This window comes from Sphaerisporangium aureirubrum, assembly GCF_042658925.1.
GTDB classification, from domain to species: Bacteria; Actinomycetota; Actinomycetes; order Streptosporangiales; family Streptosporangiaceae; genus Sphaerisporangium; species Sphaerisporangium aureirubrum.
The window spans coordinates 50,029-72,385 of record NZ_JBHSRF010000024.1; the positions used below are offsets into that span (position 1 = coordinate 50,029).

1 protein-coding gene is annotated in these 22,357 nt (G+C 76.3%); it reads left to right on the forward strand.

Features of this window, described 5'->3' with window-relative positions; genetic code table 11:
• The first annotated feature begins 19 nt into the window (after positions 1–19).
• Positions 20–22,348 (forward strand): non-ribosomal peptide synthase/polyketide synthase, encoded by a 22,329-nt coding sequence (locus ACFP1K_RS18150; RefSeq protein WP_380754464.1) that lies wholly within the window; start codon positions 20–22, stop codon positions 22,346–22,348.
• The last annotated feature ends 9 nt before the right edge of the window (positions 22,349–22,357 follow it).

The following is a 22,357-nucleotide window of genomic DNA, read 5'->3' on the forward strand; positions in this document are numbered from 1 at the left end:
TTGGGAGGCGGGGTCACCTGTGTCGGCACTCGAAGACGCGATGACGTACTGGCGGCACAAGATGGCGCCGTCGCCGCGTGAGACGCCCCTCCCGGCCGACCGCCCCTACCCGCCGTCGCCCACCGTGAAGGTGGAGACCCGCACGCGCCCGCTCACGGTCACCGCGCCGGAGTCCGCGCTGCTCGCCGGGTACGTCGCGCTGCTGTACAGGTACGCGGGCACGCCGGACGTCACCGTGGGGTACGAGGGCCTGCCGCTGCGCGTCGAGGTGCGCGGCGACGCCACCTTCGCCGGCCTGCGCGCCCTGGTGGAGACCGCGCTCGCCGAGGCCCGCGCCCACCGGGTGCCGCCGGCAGCGCTCGCCGCCGAGCTGGCGCCCGAGCCCACCCGGGGCGGGGGGTTGTTCTTCAACACGGCGTTCCGCGTCGCCGCGCCGGGCGACGGCGCGGACGGTGAGGGGTCGCTCGACCTGGTGGTGAGCGCCGGGGCGGGGGAGGCGCGGGCGGTGTACCGGGCCGACCTGTTCGACGCGGCGACCGTGGACCGGCTGCTCGGGCACTACGCGGCGCTGCTGCGCGACGGGCTGGCCCGGCCGTCGGTGCCGGTGGGCGAGCTGGAGCCGCTGGACGCCGCGGAACGCGACCGGATCCTGCGCGAGTGGAACGACACCGGGCACGACGTGCCGCGGCTCACCTGGCCGGAGATGTTCGCCGGGCAGGTGCGGCGGCGGCCGGACGCCGTCGCGCTGGTCTTCGAGGACACCCGGCTCACCTACGCCGAGCTGGACGAACGGGCCAACCGGCTGGCGCACGCCCTGATCGCGCGCGGCGCCCGGCCCGGACAGGTGGTGGCGCTCGCCGTCCCCAGGTCCGCCGAGATGATCGTCGCGCAGGTGGCCGTGCTGAAGTCCGGCGCCGCGTACCTGCCGATCGACACCGACTACCCGCGCGACCGCGTCGCGTACATGCTGGGCGACGCCTCGCCCGTGTGCGCCGTCACCACCGCGGAGACCGCCGCCGACGTGCCCGACGGCACACCGGTGCTGGTGCTGGACGCGCCGCCGGCCGCGCGCGAGCTGCTCGACCGGCCCGCGCACGACCCGGGGGAGGCCGAGCGCGGGCCGCTGTCGGTGCTCGACGCCGCGTACGTCATCTACACCTCCGGCTCCACCGGGCGCCCCAAGGGCGTGGTGCTGTCGCACACCGGCGTGGCCAAGCTCGTCGCCACGCAGAGCGAGCGCTTCGGGATCGGGCCGCACAGCCGGGTGCTGCAGTTCGCGTCGCCCGGGTTCGACGTCGCGTTCTGGGAGCTGTGCCTCGGGCTGCTGTCCGGCGGCCGGCTGGTCGTGGTGCCGGCCGAGCTGCGGGTGCCCGGCGCGCCGCTCGCCGACTACGCCGGCGCCAACGGCATCACGTTCATGATCCTCCCGCCTGCGCTGCTGGCGGCCATGCCCGAGGACGTGCGGCTGCCCGCCACCGCCACGCTGCTGGCCGGGACCGAGCGGGTGTCGCCCGAGCTGGTCGCCCGGTACGCCCGCGGGCGGATGATGTTCAACGCCTACGGCCCCACCGAGGCCACCACCAACTCCACCCTCGGATTGTGCGACCCGGACATCGCGCCGGGGTCCATCGTGCCCATCGGGGTGCCCGACCCCGGGACCCGCGCGTACGTGCTGGACGCGCGGCTCAAGCCGGTGCCCGCCGGGGTCACCGGGGAGCTGTACCTCGGGGGTGAGGGGCTGGCCCGCGGGTACCTCGGGCGGCCCGGCCTGACCGCGGAGCGGTTCGTCGCCGACCCGTTCGGGGAGCCGGGGGAGCGGCTGTACCGGACCGGGGACCTGGTGCGGTGGAGGGCCGACGGGCGGCTGGAGTTCCTCGGGCGCGCCGACGCGCAGGTGAAGATCCGGGGGTTCCGCATCGAGCCCGGGGAGATCGAGTCGGTGCTGCGGGGGCATCCCGCCGTGGACCAGGTGGCGGTCGTCGTGCGGGAGGACCGGCCGGGTGACCGGCGGCTCGCCGCGTACGTGGTGCCCGCCGCGGCGGCGCCCGCGCAGGAGCCCGGGGAGCGGGTGGCGGCGTGGAAGGACCTGCACGAGCTGCTGTACACCGCGTCCGCCGAGGAGTTCGCGGGCTGGAACAGCATGTACGACGGGCGTCCCATCCCGCTGGCGGAGATGCGGGAGTGGCGGGACGCGACGGTGGCCCGGATCCGGGAGCTGCGGCCCCGGCGGGTGCTGGAGATCGGGGTGGGCAGCGGGCTCATCCTGACCCGGCTCGCCGGTGACTGCGAGGCGTACTGGGGGACCGACCTCTCCGAGGAGGCGATCCGTGCGCTGCGCGCGCGGGTGGCCGGGATGCCGGGGCTCGGCGGCGTCGAGCTGCGCGCCCGTCCGGCGCACGACCTCGCCGGGCTGCCCGGCGGGTTCTTCGACACCGTCGTCATCAACTCCGTCGCCCAGTACTTCCCCGGCGTCGAGTACCTGACCGAGGTGCTGCGCGGCGCCGCCGCTCTCCTCGCCCCCGGCGGTCGCGTCTTCGTCGGCGACGTCCGCAACCTCCGCCTGCTCAGGACCCTGCGCACCGCCGTCGAGATCCGCCGGGGTACCTCCGACGTCGAGGCCGCCGTCGCCCGCGCCGAGCGCTGGGAGGGCGAGCTCCTCCTGGACCCCGGCTACTTCACCACCCTGGGCCTCACCCCCGACATCCGCCTCAAGCGCGGCACCCACCACAACGAGCTGACCCGCTACCGCTACGACGTCGTCCTCCACACCACCCCCCCGCCTCCCGTGGCGGACACCCCCGAAACTCCCTGGACCGGACCTGACGACCTCGACGCCCTGCTGGCCGCCCGGCCGCGGCGCCTCCGCGTCACCGGCGTCCCCAACGCGCGCCTCACCGAGGACCTCGCCGCGGGTGCCGCCCCGTCGGCGGCCGACCCCGAGGAACTGCACGGGCTGGGGGAGAGGCACGGCTACCAGGTGGCGGTCACCTGGGACGGCGGCGCGGACGACGGCCGGATGGACGTGGTCTTCGCCGCGGAAGGTGAAGCGGTCGGCGAGGTCTACCGGGAGGCCGGCGGGTTCGCCCACGCGAACCGGCCGGCGCCGTTCCGGGACGTCTCGGCGTTGATGCGGAACCTGCGGGTGTTCGCCGGGGAGTGGCTGCCGGAGTACATGGTGCCCGCCGCGATGGTGGCCGTGGACAGGCTCCCGGTCACCCCCAGCGGAAAGCTGGACGTCGCCGCCCTGCCGGTCCCCGACCGGGCCGCGCTCAGCTCCGGCCGCGCGCCGCGAGGCGACAGGGAGGAGACCCTGGCCGGGCTCTACGCCGAGGTGCTGGGCCTGGAGACCGTGACCGCCGAGGACGACTTCTTCGTGCTCGGCGGCGACAGCATCGTCGCCATCCGCCTGCTCGTGCGAGCCCGCGAGGCGGGCCTCTGCCTGACCTCCCGAGACGTCTTCCGCCACCGCACGGTCGCCGCCCTGGCGGAGGCCGTCACCGAGGAGGGCTCCGCCCGGGAGAAGCCCCTGATCGAGCTGACCCCCGGCGAACTGGCCGAGGTACTGGACGGCGACCCGCTGCCCGTGGCCGACGTCCTCCCCCTCAGCCCACTCCAGGAGGGTTTCCTCTTCCACGCCGAACTGGACGGCTCCGACGCCGACGCCTACGTCGTCCAGCAGGTGATCGAACTGTCCGGCCCGGTACACGGCCCCACCCTGCGCCGCGCCGCCCAGCACCTCCTGACCCGGCACGCCCCGCTACGCGCCTCCTTCCGCCGCCTCCCCGACGGCCGCCCCGTCCAGCTCATCGCCTCCCACCTCGACCTCCCCTGGCGCGAGGTGGACGCCACCACCGACCCCGGCACCGAGGACGCGGTGGCCGCGGAGGAGCGGGGGCGGGGGTTCGATCTGGGGCGGGGGCCGCTTTTGCGGGGTGCGCTGGTGCGGGTGGGGGTGGAGGAGTACCGGCTTGTTCTGACGTTTCATCACATTGTGGCGGACGGGTGGTCGCTGCCTGTGCTGCATCGGGAGCTCATGGGGTTTTACGGGGCGGAGGGGGAGGACATCCCTGGCGGGGTGCCGTCGTACCGGGAGTTTCTGCGGGGGGTCGGGGCGGCCGATCGGGACGCGGCGCTGGAGGCGTGGCGGGAGGCGCTCGGGGGGGTGGAGGAGCCTACGCGGCTGGTCGGGACGGCGGGGGACGGGGGGCCGATCCGGGGGGCGCAGGTGCGGGCCGAGCTGTCGGAGACGGTGACGGCGCGGCTCGGGGCGCACGCGCGGGTGCTCGGGGTGACGTTCGGGACCGTGGTGCAGACCGCTTGGGGGCTGCTGCTCGGGCGGCTCACCGGGCGGCGGGACGTGGTGTTCGGCACCACGGTGTCGGGGCGGGACGTGGCGGTGCCCGGGATCGAGGACATGGTCGGGCTGTGCATCAACACGTTGCCCACCCGGTTCCGTTGGGCGCCGTCGGACACCTTCTCCGACTTGCTCGGGCGGGTTCAGGAGGAGCAGTCGCGGCTGCTCGGGCACCACCACCTCGGGCTCGCCGAGGTGCAGCGGCTCGCGGGGCCGGCGGGGTCGGGCGGGCTGTTCGACACCCTCGTGGTCGTGGAGAACTACCCCGGGGGCACCGGTCTGGCGGATCCCAGCGGGACGGTGCGGATCACCGGGCACGAGTTCCACGACGCCGTGCACTACCCCCTCGCGCTCATCGTCAAGCCGGGACGGCGGCTCGACCTGCGCCTGAAGTACCACGCCCAGCGGCTGGACGCCGCCGCCGCGCGGCTGCTCGCCGACCGGCTGACCCGCGTCCTGCACGCCCTGGCCGACGATCCCGGCCTCCCCGTGGCGCGGCTGGACGTGCTGGCCGCCGGGGAGGCGGCCCTCGCGCTGCCGCACGGCGAGACCCGGGACGTCCCCGCGACGACCCTGGTCGCCGCGTTCGCCGCCCAGGCGGCCCGCACCCCGGACGCCACCGCCGTCGTGTACGAGGACGAGACCCTCACCTACCGCGAGCTGGACGCCCGCGCCGAGTCCCTCGCCCGCCGCCTGCGCGCCCGCGGCGCGGGCCCCGAGCGGGTCGTCGCGGTCGCCGTGCCCCGTTCGGCCGAGCTGATGGTCGCGCTGCTCGGCGTGCTCAAGTCGGGCGCCGCCTACCTGCCGCTCGACCTGGACTACCCGGCCGACCGGGTGGCCCACATGCTCGCCGACTCCGGCGCCGCCGTCGTCGTGACCACGACGGCCACCGCCCCCCGCCTCCCCGGCGCCGGCGCGCCGCTGCTGATGGACGAGCCCGGCGAGGCCCCGGAGACCGCCGCGGCCGTGGCCGCCGGACCGGACGACCCGGCGTACCTGATCTACACCTCCGGCTCCACCGGCCGGCCCAAGGGCGTCGTCGTCACCCACCGGGCCATCGTCAACCGGCTGGCCTGGATGCAGGGCGAGTACGGCCTGCGCGCGGACGACCGGGTGCTGCAGAAGACGCCGTCCAGCTTCGACGTGAGCGTCTGGGAGTTCTTCTGGGCGCTGTGCGAGGGCGCGGCCGTGGTGTTGGCCCGGCCGGACGGCCACCGGGACCCGGCGTACCTGGCGGGCCTGATCCGCGAGCGGGCCGTCACCACCATGCACTTCGTGCCGTCCATGCTGGAGGCGTTCCTCCAGGTGGACGAGATCACCGCCGACCCCTCCTGGGCGGCGCCGCTGCGCCGCGTGTTCAGCAGCGGCGAGGCGCTGCCCGGGAGCGCCGCCGCGCGCTGGCTGGACCTCACCGGCGTGCCGCTGCACAACCTGTACGGCCCCACCGAGGCCGCCGTCGACGTCACCTACCACCCGTGCGACGGCACCCCCGGCGCCGCCGTGCCCATCGGCCGCCCCGTCTGGAACACCGGCCTGCGGGTGCTGGACTCCTGCCTGCGCCCGGTGCCCCCCGGCACGCCCGGCGAGCTGTACCTGACCGGTGTCCAGCTCGCCCGCGGCTACCACGCCCGCACCGGCCTCACCGCCGAGCGGTTCGTCGCCGACCCGTTCGGCGCGCCGGGCGAGCGCATGTACCGCACCGGCGACCTGGTGCGCACCCGCCCCGGCGGCGCCGTCGAGTACCTCGGCCGCACCGACCGCCAGGTCAAGCTGCGCGGCAACCGCATCGAGCTCGGCGAGATCGAGGCGGCCCTCACCGCCGTCCCGTCCGTCGCCCGCGCCGCGGTGACCGTACGCGGCTCCCGGCTGGTCGCCTACGTCGTCCCGGCCGCCGCGGACGCCGCCCTGGAGGAGACCCTGCGGGCCGCCCTCGCCGAGGCGCTGCCCGCGGCCATGGTGCCCGGCGCGTACGTCGTGCTGGACGCGCTGCCGCTCACGCCGAGCGGCAAGCTGGACCGGGACGCGCTCCCGGCGCCGGAGGCCGCGAGGGCCCCGGCGCGGGCGCCGCGCACCGACGGGGAGCGGGAGTTCGCCGGCATCTTCGCGGCCGTGCTGAAGCTCGGCGAGGTGGGGGCCGACGACGACTTCTTCATGCTCGGCGGGGACAGCATCACCTCCATCGGCATCTCCAGCCGCGCCCGCCGCGCCGGGCTGGACGTGACGCCGAGGGACGTCTTCACCCACCGCACCCCGGCCGCCCTCGCGGCGGCCACCCGCCCGCTCCCCGCCCCCGGCCACGCCGCCGCGGCGGCGGACGAGGCATTCGGCGCGTCGTTCGCGCTGACCGGCGCCGAGAAGGACCGGGTGCGCCGCCTCGGCGGGGGAGCGGTGCCCGACGTGTGGCCGCTGGCGCCGCTCCAGGAAGGCCTGTACTTCCACTCGACCTACGACGACACCTCCCTGGACGTCTACACCGTCCACGAGACCTTCGACTTCCCCGCCGGGCTGGACGCCGCCCGCCTGCGCACGGCGGCGGAGGCCCTGCTGGCCCGCAACCCGGGCCTGCGCGCCGGGTTCACCAGCGACGGCCTGCGCCGCCCTGTGCAGTTCGTCGTCCAGGACGCCGCCGTGCCGCTGGAGGTGGCGGACCTCTCCGCCCTCCCGGCGGACGACCGCGAGGCCCGGCTCCTTGAGCTGAGCGGCGCCGAGCGCACCCGGGCGTTCGCCCTGGACCGGCCGCCGCTGTTCCGCATGCTGCTGATCCGCCTCGGCGAGGGCCGCGGCGACCGCCTGATCGTCGGCCGTCACCTGCTGCTGTGGGACGGCTGGTCGGCCTGGGTGTTCCTGGACCAGCTGTTCGCCCTGTACGCCTCCGGCGGCGACGACCGCGGCCTGCCCGCCCCCGGCTCCTACCGCGACTACCTGGCGTGGCTGGCCGCCCAGGACCTCACGACCGCCACAGGCGCCTGGCGCGACGCCCTGTCCGGACTGGACGAGCCCACCCTGCTCGCCGGCGCCGCCGACGAGGGCGGGGCACTGTCGGCGACGGTGGACCTCCTGCTGCCCGAGGAGCTCGGGAACCGCCTGCGGGACGTCACCCGGCGGCACGGCCTGACGCTGAACACCGTGTTCACCACCGTCTGGGGTCTGGTGCTGGCGGGTGCCACCGGCCGCACCGACGTCGTGTTCGGCACGACCGTCGCCGGGCGGCCCGCCGAGGTGCCCGGCGTGGAGAACGTCATCGGTATGTTCCTCAACACCGTGCCCGCCCGCATCGCCTTCGACCCCGCCGAGCCGGTGCTGTCGCTGCTGCGGCGGGTCCAGGACGAGCGCCTGACGCTGCTGCCGTACGAGCACCTCGGCCTCGGCGCGATCCAGGCCGAGAGCGGCCACCGCCGCCTGTTCGACACCCTGTTCGTGATGCGCGACGGCGACACCGAGCAGCGGCTGGAGTCCCTGGAGGAGCGGTACGGCGCCCGCGCCGTCGCCAACGTCGACGCCACCCACTACCCGGTCAACGTCGTCGTCACCCCAGGGCGGCGCGTCAGGGTGACCGTCGCGCACCGCCCCGACGTGGTGGACCGCGCCTCCGCCGAGGCGCTGCTGGACCGCGTCGGCGTCGTGCTGGACTGCCTCACCGCCGACCTCTCCGCCCCCGCCGGGCGGCTGGACCCGCTGCCCCCCGCCGAGCGCGCCGCCCTCTCGCGGCGCTCCGCCGAGAGCCGGGTCGCCGTCCCCGAGGAGACCATCGCCGGCCTGCTCGCCGCGCAGGCCGCCCGCACCCCCGGCGCGACCGCGCTGGTGTCCGGCGACCTCGCCGTGTCGTACGCCGAGCTGGACGACCGCGTGGACCGCATGGCGCGCCTGCTGCTCGCCCGGGGCGCCGGGCCGGAGCGGATCGTCGCGCTCGGCCTGCCCCGCTCCATCGACATGGTGGTCGCGCTGTTCGCCGTGCTGCGCGCGGGCGCCGCGTACCTGCCGCTGGAGACCGACCACCCCGACGACCGGCTCGCGGCGACGCTGGACGACGCGCGGCCCATGCTGCTGCTGTCCACCTCCGCCGTGGCCGCGCGCCTGGACGGCGCCGTCCCCGGCGTGCCCCGGGTGCTGCTGGACGACCCGGCCGTGGCCGCCGAACTGGCCGCGCTGCCGGGCGGGCCGGTCACCGCGGCCGAGCGGCCGCCGTTCAGCATGGAGCACCCCGCGTACGTGATCTACACCTCCGGGTCCACGGGACGGCCCAAGGGCGTCGTCACGCCGTACCGGGGGCTGACCAACATGCAGCTCAACCACCGCGCGGAGATCTTCGCGCCCGCCGTGGCCTCGGCGGGCGGGCGGCGGCTGCGCATCGCGCACACCGTGTCGTTCGCGTTCGACATGTCGTGGGAGGAACTGCTCTGGCTGGTCGAGGGCCACGAGGTGCACGTCTGCGACGAGGAGCTGCGGCGCGACGCCGAGGCGCTGGTCGCGTACTGCGACGAGCACCGGGTGGACGTGGTCAACGTCACCCCGACCTACGCCCACCTGCTGATCGAGCAGGGGCTGCTGGAGGGGCACCGGCCGCCGCTGGTGCTGCTCGGCGGCGAGGCGGTGCCGCCCGCGCTGTGGAGCGTGCTGCGCGACACCGAGGGCACCTACGGCTACAACCTGTACGGGCCCACCGAGTACACCATCAACGCCCTCGGCGGCGGCACGCACGACAGCGAGACGCCCACCATCGGGTGGCCCATCCGCGGCACCCGCGCGCACATCCTGGACGCGTGGCTGCGGCCCGTGCCGGACGGCGTGCCGGGTGAGCTGTACCTGGCGGGCACCGGGCTGGCCCGCGGCTACCTCGGGCGGCCCGGCCTGACCGCCGAGCGGTTCGTCGCCGATCCGTCCGGCGAGCCGGGGGAGCGCATGTACCGCACCGGGGACCTGGTGCGGCGCCGGGACGGCGGGGAGCTGGACTTCCTCGGCCGCACCGACGACCAGGTGAAGATCCGGGGGCACCGGGTGGAGCCCGCGGAGGTCGAGGCCGAGCTGGCGCGGCACCCCGGGGTCGCCCAGGCCGCCGTCGTCGCGGCCGAGGACCCCGCCGAGCCCGGCGCCCGGCGGCTCGTCGGGTACCTGGTGCCCGCCGCGCCCACCGGCGAGGAGCGGGAGTCGGCCGAGCGGGCGCGGATCGGGGAGTGGCGGGAGATCTACTCCGACGAGTACGAGCGGATCGGCACCGCCGTCTTCACCGAGGACGACTTCGCGGGCTGGGACAGCAGCTACGACGGGCGGCCCATCCCGCTGGAGCACATGCGCGAGTGGCGGGACCGGACCGTGGAGCGGATCCTCGCCCTGCGGCCCCGCCGGGTGCTGGAGATCGGGGTCGGCTCCGGGCTGCTGCTGTCCCGGCTGGCGCCGCGCGCCGAGGCGTACTGGGCGACCGACTTCGCGGCCCCCGTGATCCGCAAGCTCGGCGCCGACCTGAGCCGCGACCCCGGGCTGGCCGCCAAGGTCGAGCTGCGCCACCGCGCCGCGCACGACCTGAGCGGGCTGCCCCGCGGGTTCTTCGACACCATCGTGATCAACTCCGTGGTGCAGTACTTCCCGAGCGCCGAGTACCTCACCGAGGTCCTCCAGGGCGCCATGGAACTGCTCACCCCCGGCGGCGCCCTGTTCGTCGGCGACGTCCGCAACCTCCGCCTGGCCCGCGACTTCCAGACCGCCGTCCAGCTCGGCCGCGCCGCCGATCCCGACGCCGGCAAGATCCGCCGCGCCGTCGACCGCGGCCTCGCCCTGGAGAAGGAACTCCTCGTCGACCCCGACTTCTTCACCACCCTCGGCCACCCCGCCGACCTCCGCACCAAGCGCGGCCGCCACCACAACGAACTGACCCGCTACCGCTACGACGTCGTCCTGTACTCCGGCCCCCCCGCCGTCCGCCTGGGCGACGAACCCGTCGTGACCTGGGAATCCCTCCCCGCCGGGAATGGCGGCGAGGCTCCGGAGTGGTCGTCCGCCGAGTGGTCGTCCACGGGCTGGCCGTCCACCGGCCGGCCGTTCACGGGCCGGTCGCCCGCGGAGCGGCTCGCGCGCCATCTGCGCGCCCACTCCCCGGCCCGCCTGCGGGTCACCGGCATCCCGGACGCCCGGCTGGCGAGCGAGCCCGCCCTGCCCTCCGGGGCGCCGGCGGGTGGCGGGGTGGATCCCGAGGAGCTGCACCACCTCGCCGCCGCGCACGGGTACCGGGCCCTGACCACCTGGTCGGCCACCCCCGGCGCCTACGACGCCGTCCTCGTCAGCACCGGCTGGGACGGCCAGGGGGCCGTCGCGGGCCTGTACCGGCCCGGCGGCGGCGTGGCTCCGTACGCGAACATGCCCGGGGCGAGGCAGGGCATGGACGGCCTGGTGCGGCAGGTCCGGGAGGACCTGCGGCGGCGCCTGCCGTCGTACATGGTCCCGGCCGCGTTCGTCACGCTGGACCGCCTGCCGATGAACGACAACGGCAAACTCGACGTCCGCGCGCTCCCCGAGCCCGAGCCGACGGCGTCCACCGCCGGTGGACGCGGACCGCGCACCCCCGGCGAGGAGGCCCTGTGCCGCCTGTTCGCCGAACTGCTGGGCCTGCCCGAGGTGGGCGCCGAGGACGACTTCTTCGACCTCGGGGGCCACTCACTGCTGGCGACCCGCCTGGTCAGCCGCGCCCGCGCCGACCTGGGCGCCGAGCTGGCCATCCGCGACCTCTTCGAGTCCCCCACCCCCGCCCTCCTGTCCGCCAAGGTGGACACCGCCCGCCCCGCCCGCCCCCCGGTGGTCCCCGCCCCCCGCCCCGCCCGGATCCCCCTCTCCCCGGCCCAGCGCCGCCTGTGGCTCTCCGAGCGCATCAGCGGCGGCGACGCCTACCACTTCCCGCTCGTCTTCCGCCTCCGCGCCCCCCTGGACCTCCCCGCCCTCCGCCAGGCCTTCACCGACGTGGCGGCCCGCCACGAGGTCCTCCGCACCACCTTCCCCGAACACCACGGGGAGCCGTACCAGCACATCCTCCCCACGACCGGAACCACCGTCCCGTTCACCGTCACGGACGTGGCCCCCCGATCGATCGAGGATCTGGACGAGGCGATCGGGGGCGTCGTGCGGCGCCCGTTCGATCTCGCGGAGGAGCCGCCGCTGCGCGTCGAGGTGTTCCGGGTGGCGCAGGACGATCACGTGGTGGCGGTGGTGCTGCATCACATCGCCACCGACGAGTGGTCCGACCGGCCGTTCCTCGGGGACCTCGGGGCGGCGTACCGGGCGCGGTGCGAAGGACGCGCGCCGGGGTGGGTGCCGTTGCCGGTGCAGTACGCCGACTACACGCTCTGGCAGCGGGAGCTGCTGGGGGAGGCGGACGGGGAGGCCGGGAGGCAGCTCGCCTTCTGGCGGGACGCGCTGGACGGGATGCCGGAGGAGATCGCGCTGCCGCTGGACCGGGGGCGGCCCGCCGTGCCGTCGGGGCGTGGCGGGACGGTGCGGGCCGAGGTGCCCGCGGAGACCTCCCGGGCGTTGCGGGCGCTGAGCGCCCGGACGGGGACCAGCATGTTCATGCTGCTCCAGGCCGCGACGGCGACGCTGCTGCACCGGATGGGCGCGGGTACGGACATCCCGATCGGCGCGCCGATCGCGGGACGCACCGACGCCGCGCTGGACGACCTGGTCGGGTTCTTCGTCAACACGCTGGTGCTGCGGACCGACCTGTCCGGCGACCCGTCGTTCGCCGGCCTGCTGGCCAGGGTCCGGGACGCCGACCTGGCCGCGTTCGAGCACCAGGACCTGCCGTTCGAGCGGCTGGTGGAGGCGGTCAACCCGCCCCGCGTCGCCGGCCGCAACCCGCTGTTCCAGGTCATGATGGGCTACCACTACCGGCCGGACGGCGACCCCGCGGTGCTGGACCTGCCCACCGAGTGGTGGCCGGCCCGCATCGAGACCGCCAAGTTCGACCTGGACTTCACCTTCGTCGACCACGTCGCGCAGGACCGCCTCACCCTGCTGCTGGAGTACGCGGCCGACCGCACCACCCCCGAGACCGCCCAGGCGCTCGCCGACCGCGCGATCACGCTGCTGGAGAGCGTCGCCGGGGACCCCGACCTCCCGGTCGGCCGGATCCCGGTGCTGACCGGCGCCGAGCTGCGCGCGTCCCTCGGCGAGTGGAACGACACCGCCCGCCCGGTGGAGCCGCGCACCGTCCCCGAGCTGTTCGCCGACGCCGTCAGGGCCTGGCCGGACCGCACCGCACTGGTCGCCGGCGGCCGCGGCACGACGTTCGCCGAGCTGGACGCCAGGGTAAGCGCCCTCGCGTCGCTGATCGCCGCGCACGGCGTGACCGCCGAGGACGTGGTCGGCCTGGCGCTGCCCCGTGCCGAGACCGTCCCCGCCATCCTCGCCGTGCTCGCCGCCGGCGCCGCCTACGTGCCGCTGGACCCGGCCCACCCGGCCGACCGCCAGGCGTACATGCTGGACGACGCCGCCCCCGTCCTGATCATCACCACCACCGCCCTGGCCCGCTCCCTCCCGGACCGGCGCCCCCCGGTGCTGCTGCTGGACACCTGGGACGGCGACGGCCGCGGGACGCCGCCCGCCGCCCGCCCGTCGCCGGAGTCGCTGGCCTACGTGATCTACACGTCGGGGTCGACGGGCAGGCCCAAGGGCGTGCTCGGCACCCACGGCGGCCTCAGCAACCTGTACGGCTCGAACATCGAGGACCTCATCGAGCCCGCGCGCCGGGCCGCCGGGCGGAACGCGCTGCGCGCGGTGCACGCGGCGTCGTTCAGCTTCGACGGGTCCTGGGAGCCGATGCTGTGGCTGCTGGCGGGCCACGAGCTGCACGTCGTGGACGAGGCCACCGCCGCCGAGCCGGCCGCCCTGCTGGCCTACGTCACCGGCCATGCCGTCGACTTCCTCGACCTCACCCCGACCTACCTGCAAGAGCTGGCCCACCTCGGCTTCCTCGACCCCGGCCGCCCAGGTCACCGGCCCGGGGCGATCACGGTCGGCGGCGAGGCGATCTCGGCGTCGCTGTGGGAGCGCCTGAGCGCCCTGCCCGGCACGGTCGCGCACGACATGTACGGGCCGACCGAGTGCGCCGTCGACGCCTACGGCAGGCACGGCGCGAGCCACGGCCGGCCCCGGCCGTGGGCGGCGCCCCTGGCCAACATCCGCGCGCACGTGCTGGACGCCGCCCTGCGCCCGGTCCCTGCCGGCGTGCCCGGCGAGCTGTACCTGGCGGGCGCGGGCCTGGCCCGCGGCTACCTCGGCCGCCCCGGCGCCACCGCCGAACGCTTCACCGCCGACCCGTTCGGCGCGCCCGGTTCCCGCCTGTACCGCACCGGCGACGTGGCGCGCCGCCGCGCCGACGGCTCCCTGGAGTTCCTCGGCCGCGCCGACGACCAGGTGAAGCTGCGCGGCTTCCGCATCGAACTCGGCGAGATCGAGGCCGCCCTCCGCACCCATCCCTCCGTGGCCCAGGCCGCCGTCCTGGTCCGCGAGGACACCCCCGGCGGCCGCCGCCTGGTCGCCTACACGGTCCCCGCGGAAGCGTCCGAGGTGGACGCCGCCGGGCTGCGGGCGCACGTGGCCGGGTCGCTGCCCGAGTACATGGTGCCGTCCGCGTTCGTGGCGGTGGCGGCGCTGCCGCGGTCGGTCAGCGGGAAGCTGGACCACCGGGCGCTGCCCGCGCCGGACGACTCGCCCGGCGCCGCCGTGGCACGCAGGCCGGGGGACGCCAGGGAGGAGATCCTCCGCGAGCTGTTCGCGGCCGTGCTGGGCGTGCCCAGGGTCGGCCCGGACGACGACTTCTTCGTGCTCGGCGGGCACTCCCTGCTGGCCACCCGGCTGATCGGCCGGGTGCGGGCCGCGCTGCGGGCCGAGATCGGGCTGCGCGCGATTTTCGAGGCCCCGACCCCGGCGCGGCTGGCCGGGCGGCTGCGGGCCGTGGACGGCGACCGGCCGCCCCTGGTCCCGCGCGAGGGCACGGAGGCGCCGCCGTCGTCCGCCCAGCGGCGGCTGTGGGTGCTGCACCAGGTGGAGGGCCCGAGCGCGACCTACAACCTCCCGGCGGCCTGGCGGCTGGACGGCGAGCTGGACGTGGCGGCGCTGACCGCCGCCGTCCGGGACCTCGCGGAACGGCACGAGACCCTGCGCACGGTCTTCCCCGAGCACGACGGCCACGCCCGGCGCCTGCTCCTCCCCCCGGAGTCGCTCGACGGCGCCGTGCGCGCCGAGTGGGTGACCGAGGAGGAGCTGCCGGCGAGGCTCGCGGAGGCCGCCGCGTACCCCTTCGCGCTGGACCGCGAACCTCCGCTGCGGATGTGGGTGTTCGGGCTGTCCCCGCGCGAGCACGTGCTGCTGCTGGTCGTGCACCACATCGCGACCGACGAGTGGTCGGACCGCCCGCTGTGGCGGGACCTGGCCACCGCCTACCGCGCCCGCCTGGACGGCCGGGCGCCGCGCTGGTCGCCGCTGCCGGTCGCCTACGGCGACTACGCCGTGTGGCACCGCGCCCTGCTGGGCGACCCCGGCGACCCCGCCGCCCGGCAGACCCGCCTGGCCGCCTACTGGCGCCGGGCCCTGGCCGGGCTGCCCGAGGAACTGGCGCTGCCCACCGACCGGCCGCGCCCCCTGGAGGCCGGCCATCGCGGCGGCGCGGCGGGCCTGTCCATCGGCGCGGACCTGGAGCGCGACCTGCGCGCCCTGGCCCGCGCGCACGGCGTCAGCATGTTCATGCTGGCCCAGGCCGCCGTCGCCACGCTGTTGCACCGTCTCGGCGCCGGGGACGACATCCCCCTCGGCGCGCCCATCTCCGGCCGCGGCGACGAGCGGCTGGAGGACCTGGTCGGGTTCTTCGTCAACTCGCTGGTGCTGCGCACCGACCTGTCCGGCGCGCCGACGTTCTCCGAGCTGCTGGACCGGGTGCGCGAGACGGACCTCGCCGCGTACGAGCACCAGGACCTGCCGTTCGAGCGGGTCGTGGAGGCCGTCAACCCGGTGCGGTCGCTGGCCAGGCACCCGCTGTTCCAGGTGATGGTGGTGTACCTCCCCGGCCAGGACGGCGCGCCCGAGCTGCCGGGGCTGGCCGCGCGGCCCGAGCCGCTCGGCCAGGTGACCGCCAAGTTCGACCTGAGCTTCGACTTCGTGGAACGGGGCGAGGACGGCGGCATCGAGGGCTGGATCGAGTACGACGCCGGCCTGTTCGACCACGCCACCGCCGAGGGCCTCGGCCGCCGCCTGGTGCGGCTGCTGGAGCAGGTCGCCGCCGCCCCCGCCCGCCCGGTGCGCGAGCTGGAGGTGCTGGAGGAGCCGGAGCGCGACCTGGTGCTGCGCGCGTGGAACGACACCGCCCGCGAGCTGCCCGCGCTCACCCTGCCGGAGCTGTTCCGCGCCCAGGCCGCCCGCACCCCCGGCGCGCTCGCCCTGGTCGACGGCGACCGGCGCCTGACCTACGCCGAGCTGGACGCCCGGATCGAGCGCACGGCCCGCGCCCTCGCCGCACTCGGCGCCGCCCCCGGCCGCACCGTTGCCGTCGCGCTCCCCCGCTCCGCCGAGCTCGTCGTCGCGCTGCACGCCGTGCACCGCGCCGGCGCGGCCTACCTGCCGCTGGACACCGGATACCCGCCGGAACGCGTCGCCTTCATGCTGCGCGACGCCCGCCCGGCCCTGGTCCTCCGCGACGGCCTGCCCGACGGCCCCGACGGGATACCGCCCGCGTCCTACGACCCGGCCACAGGCGCGTGGACGAATCCCCACGACACGCAGGGCGCGCAGAGCGTGGAAACGGAGGGCGCGCAGAGCGCGGAAAGGGTGGAGAGCGCGGGAGGCGCGGGAGGCGCGGGAGGCGCGGGGAGCGCGGGGAGCGCGGGGAGCGCGGGGAGCGCGGGGAGCGCGGAAGGTGCCGCGCACGCTGCGGCCCTCACCGGGGTCCTGCCTGCGGCGTACGACCCGCGGGACGCCGCGTACGTGATCTACACCTCTGGGTCCACGGGGCGCCCCAAGGGGGTGGTGGTGCCGCACGAGGGGATCGCGAACCGGCTGCTGTGGATGCAGGACGTCTACGGGCTGAGCGTGGACGACCGGGTGCTGCAGAAGACGCCGTCCAGCTTCGACGTGTCGGTGTGGGAGTTCTTCTGGCCGCTGATCACGGGGGCGGCCCTGGTGGTGGCCCGGCCGGACGGGCACAAGGATCCGGCGTACCTGGCGCGGCTCATCCGCGACGAGGCCGTCACCACCGTCCACTTCGTGCCGTCGATGCTCCGGGCGTTCCTGGAGGAGCCCGCCGCCGCCCGGTGCGACGGCCTGCGCCGGGTGCTGTGCAGCGGCGAGGCCCTGCCCGCCGACCTGGCGGCCCGCTGCCAGGCGGTGCTGCCGGCCGAGCTGCACAACCTGTACGGGCCGACCGAGGCGTCGGTCGACGTGACCGCCGTCCGGGTCGAGCCCGGCGCCGGCGTCGTGCCGATCGGCCGGCCGGTGTGGAACACCCGCGCGTACGTCCTGGACGCCGCGCTGCGGCCCGTGCCCCCCGGTGTCCCCGGGGAGCTGTACCTGGCGGGCGTCCAGCTCGCCCACGGCTACCTGCGCCGCCCGGCCCTCACCGCCGAGCGCTTCACCGCCGACCCGCACGGCGCCCCGGGCGACCGCATGTACCGCACGGGCGACCTGGCCCGCTGGCTCCCCGGCGGCACCCTGGAGTTCCTCGGCCGCGCCGACGACCAGGTCAAGATCCGCGGCTTCCGCGTGGAGCTCGGCGAGATCGAGGCGGCCCTGACCACGCACGACTCCGTGGCCCACGCCGCCGTGACCGTCCAGGACCAGATCCTCGTCGCCCACGTCGTCCCCGCCGGGGAAAGCGCGGACGCCCTCGCCGATGGGCGGCCGGTCACCGGGAACGGGGCCATCGGGCGGGCCGTGGTGGATCCGGCGGCGCTGCGTGAGCATGTGCGCGCGGTGCTGCCGGAGCACATGGTGCCGGCCGCCGTCGCCGTGCTCGACGGGCTGCCGCTCACGCCGAGCGGCAAACTGGACCGCAAGGCGCTGCCCGCGTACGACTTCGCGGGCGAGGCGGGCGCGGTGGCGCCGCGCACGGCGGGCGAGGAGCTGCTGTGCGGGGTGTTCGCCGCCGTCCTCGGTCTCGGCCGGGTGGGGGCGCTGGACGACTTCTTCGCGCTCGGCGGGGACAGCATCGTCGCCATGCAGGTGTCCGCGCGGGCCCGCGCGGCGGGGCTGCCGCTCACGCCCCGGGACGTGTTCCGGCACAAGACCCCCGCCGCGCTGGCGGCCCTCGTCCCCGGGTTCTCCGCACCGGACGGCCTCGGTGTGGCACACGGGGACGGGGACACCCAGGGGGAGATCCCGGACGTTCCTCTCATCTCGCTCACCGAGGAGGAGCAGGCGGAGGTGTCCGCCGCGGCCCCGGGTGCGTGGGTGCTGCCGCTCACCCCGTTGCAGGCGGGGCTGCTGTTCCACGCCTCGTTCGACTCCGGGGACGACGGGCCGGACGTCTACACCGTCCAGGTGGCCTACGACCTCGACGGGCCGCTCGACCCCGCGCGGCTGCGCGCCGCCGGGCAGGCGCTGCTCGACCGGCACGAGAACCTGCGCGCGGGCTTCCGGTACCTGTCCTCCGGCCGCGCCGTGGCCGTCGTGCCGCCGTCGGTCACGCTGCCGTGGCGCGAGGCCGACCTCTCCGGGCTGGACGACACGGCCCTCGCGGAGCGCTGGGACCGTTTCCTGGCCCAGGAACGGCGCCGCTTCGCCCCGGCCGAGCCGCCCCTGATCCGCCTGATGCTCGTCCGCCTCGGCCCGGACCGGCACCGGCTCGTCCTGTCCCACCAGCACCTGCTTCTGGACGGCTGGTCACTGCCCCGCCTGATCGGCGAACTGTCCGATCTGTACGCCCACGGCCCGATCCCCGGAGCTCCCGCCCGGCCGTTCCGCGAGTACCTGGCCTGGCTGGCGCGGCAGGACGCCGGCGCGTCGGGCGCGGCGTGGCGTGAGGCGCTCGGCGGGCTGGAGGGCCCCACCCATCTGGTCCCGGCCGACCCCGGCCGGCCGCCGGTCGTGCCCGCCACGCTCACCACGTCACTCGGCGCGGAGCAGACCCGGGCGCTCACCGCGCTCGCCCGCTCCCGCGGCCTCACCCTCAACACGCTCGTCCAGGGCGCGTGGGCCCTGGTGCTGTCCCGGCTCACCGGCCGCGACGACGTGGTGTTCGGCGCGACCGTCTCCGGGCGGCCCGCCGAGCTGGACGGCGTGGAGTCGATGATCGGCCTGTTCATCACCACCGTCCCGGTCCGGGTCCGGGTCCGCGGCACCGACACGGTCGCCGCGTACCTCGCCCGCCTCCAGGACGAGCAGTCCGCCCTCATGGCCCACCAGCACCTCGGCCTCGCCGCCGTCCAGCGGCACGCCGGGCTCGGCGACCTGCTCGACACCCTGATCGTCTTCGAGTCCTACCCCGACCCCGGACCCGCCGCCTCCGGCGGCGCCATGCCGCGGGTCACCGTGCGGGAGCACATGGACGCGACGCACTACCCGTTCGCGTGGGCGGTGGAACCCGGCGAGCGGCTGACGCTGACCGCCGAGTACCGGCCCGACCTGTTCGGCCGGGCCGCCGCCGAGCGCATGTCCGCCGCCATGGCGCGGGTCCTGACCGAGATGGCGGCCGGGCCCGCGCGCCCGGTCGGCGGGATCGACATCATGACCCCCGCCGAGCGCCACACCGTCCTGTCCGCGTGGAACGACACCGCCCTCGACGCGGGCCCGCACACCGTCACCGAGCTGTTCCAGGCCCAGGTGGACGCCGCCCCGCACGCGCCGGCCGTGGTCTCCGGCGCGGGCACCTGGACGTTCGCCGAGCTGGACGAGCGCGCCAACCGGCTCGCCCGCCTGCTCGCCGGGCACGGCGCGGGCCCGGAACGCGTCGTCGCCCTGTCCCTGCCGCGCACCGCCGACCACATCACCGCCATCCTCGCGGTGCTGAAGTCCGGCGCGGCCTACCTGCCCGTCGACCCCGATCTCCCCCCGGACCGCGCCGCCGCCCTGCTCGCCGACGCCCGCCCGCACCTGCTCCTCACCGCCACCGGCCTCCTGGACGGCCCCGCCACGGGGGAGGTCCCCCGCCTGGTGCTGGACGCCCCCGGCACGGTGGCGCGGCTGGCCGGGACCTCGGGCGAGAACCCCGGCGTGGTCCCCGACCCGGCGCACCCGGCGTACGTCATCTACACCTCCGGGTCCACCGGGCGGCCCAAGGGCGTGGTGGTGTCGCACGCGAGCGTGGCCAACCTGTTCCACAGCCACCGGCGCACTCTGCACGACCCGGCCAAACTGGCCACCGGGCGGCGTCACCTGCGGGTCGGCCACGCCTGGTCGTTCTCGTTCGACGCCTCGTGGCAGCCGCAGTGCTGGCTGCTGGACGGGCACGCGCTGTACGTCATGGACGACGAGACGCGCCGGGACGCCGAGCTGGCCGCCGCCTACGTCCGCCGGCACGCCCTGGACTTCATCGAGGTCACGCCGTCCATGTTCGCCCAGATGGTGGACAACGGCCTGATCGAGGACGGCGAGTGCCCGCTCGCCGTGGTCGGCGTCGGCGGCGAGGCCGTGCCGGGGCCGCTGTGGGACCGCCTGGCCGCGCTGCCCGGCACCGCGGCGTTCAACCTGTACGGCCCCACCGAGGCCACCGTGGACGCGTTGGTCGCCCGGATCGGCGACGGCGACCGGCCCGTGGTCGGCCGCCCCGTCGCCAACGCCCGCGCCTACGTGCTCGACGCCGCGCTGCGCCCGGTGCCGCCCGGCGTCACCGGCGAGCTGTACCTGGCTGGCGCGGGCCTGGCCCGCGGCTACCTCGGCCGCCCGGACCTGACCGCCGAGCGGTTCGTCGCCGACCCGTTCGGCCACCTGTCCGGCCACCCCGGCTCCCGCATGTACCGCACCGGCGACCTGGCCCGCTGGGACGAGCAGGGGCGCCTCGCGTACGCCGGACGCGCCGACGACCAGGTCAAGATCCGCGGCTTCCGTGTCGAGCCCGCCGAGGTCGAGGCCGTGCTGCGCCGCCACGACGCCGTCGCCGAGGCGGTGGTCGTCCCTCGCGAGGACCAGCGGGTCAGGCGTCTCATCGCCTACGTCGTGCCCGCCGCCGCGGCGGTGCCGAGCCCGGCGGAGCTGCGGGCGTGGGCGGGTGCGGCGCTGCCGGACTACATGGTGCCCGCGGCCGTGGTGGTGCTGGACGCGCTGCCGCTGCTGCCGAGCGGCAAGCTCGACCGGGGCGCGCTCCCGGCGCCGGACTTCACCGGAGGCGCGGGAGGCCGCGCCCCGGAGACGGAGGCCGAGCGCGCGCTGTGCGAGGTCTTCGCCGAGGTGCTCGGCGTCACCGGGCTCGGGGCCGACGACGACTTCTTCGCCCTCGGCGGCGACAGCATCGTCGCGATGGGGCTGGTCGCCCGGGCCCGCGCGGCGGGCCTGCGGCTCACCCCGCGCCAGGTGTTCCGGCACCGCACCGTCGCCGCCCTGGCCGCCGTCGCGGCCACTCTGACCCCCGGGACGGGGGAGCGGACGCACGACGACGGCACCGGCACCGTGCCGCTCACCCCGATCATGCACGCCATGCGCGAACGCGGCGGCCCCATCGACGGCTACCACCAGGTGGCGCTGGTCCAGACCCCGGCCGCCCTGGACGGGCCCGCCCTGCGGGCCGTCCTCCAGGCCGTCGCCGACCGCCACGACATGCTCCGCGCCCGCCTCGAACGCGCCCCGGCCGCCTCGCACGCGGGTCCGGGCGCGGCGAGCGGCCCCGCGGAGCGGTGGGTCCTCCAGGTCCCCGCGCCGGGGACGGTGGACGCCGCCGAGTGGATCACACGGGTGGACGTGGCCGGAGCCGGTGAGGACGGGCTGCGGGAGGCCGTCGCCGTGCAGACGGCGGCGGCGCGGGACCGGCTGGCGCCCGAGGACGGGCGGATGGTGCGGGCGGTGTGGTTCGACGCCGGGCCGGAGACCCCCGGGCGGCTGCTGCTGATGATCCACCACCTGGTGGTGGACGGGGTGTCGTGGCGTGTGCTGCTGCCCGACCTCGCCGCCGCCTGGGCGGACGTCGCGGCGGGCAGGCCGGCCACGATCCCGCCGGTCGGGCTGTCGTTCCGCCGCTGGTCGGAGCTGCTCGGCGAGCGGGCCGCGGACCCGGCGCGGGAGGACGAGCTGCCGCTGTGGACCTCGGCCCTCACCGGCGCCGATCCGCTGCCGCTGCCCCGGCCGCTGGACCCGGCGAAGGACGTGGTGTCCACCACCGGATACCTGTCCCTCACCCTGCCCGCCGAGCGGACCGCGCCGCTGCTCACCCGGGTGCCCGCCAGGTTCGGGGCGACCGTGAACGACGTGCTGCTCACCGCGCTGGCCCTGGCGGTCGCCGACTGGCGCCGCCGCCGGGGCGGCACCGGCACCTCGGTGCTGGTGGACCTGGAGGGCCACGGCCGCGAGGAGGAACTGGCGGGCGACGCGGACCTGTCGCGCACCGTCGGCTGGTTCACCAGCGTGGTCCCGGTCCGCCTGGACACCGGCCAGGCCGACCTGGACGACGCGTTCGCGGGCGGCCCGGCCGTGGACGCCGTCCTGGCCGGGGTGCGCGAGCACCTCGCCTCCCTGCCGGTGGCGGGCATGGGCCACGGCCTGCTGCGCCACCTCAACGCGGCGACCGGACCCGAGCTGGCCCGGTTCGGCGATCCGGACGTCGAGTTCAACTACATGGGCCGCTTCGGCCACCCGGAGGCGGCCGACTGGTCGTACGCCCCCGAGGAGGACGCCGCGGACCTGGACGCCGACCCCGGCATGCCGCTGTCCCACGCGCTCACCGTGAACGCCATGACCGAGGACCGGGCGGACGGCCCGCGGCTGGCGGCCCACTGGTCGTACGCCGCGGACCTGCTGTCCGAGCACGACGTGCGCGACCTCGCCACCACCTGGTTCCGAGCGCTGACCGCGCTGGTGAACCGCGCGGCCCGCGCCTGACACCCGATA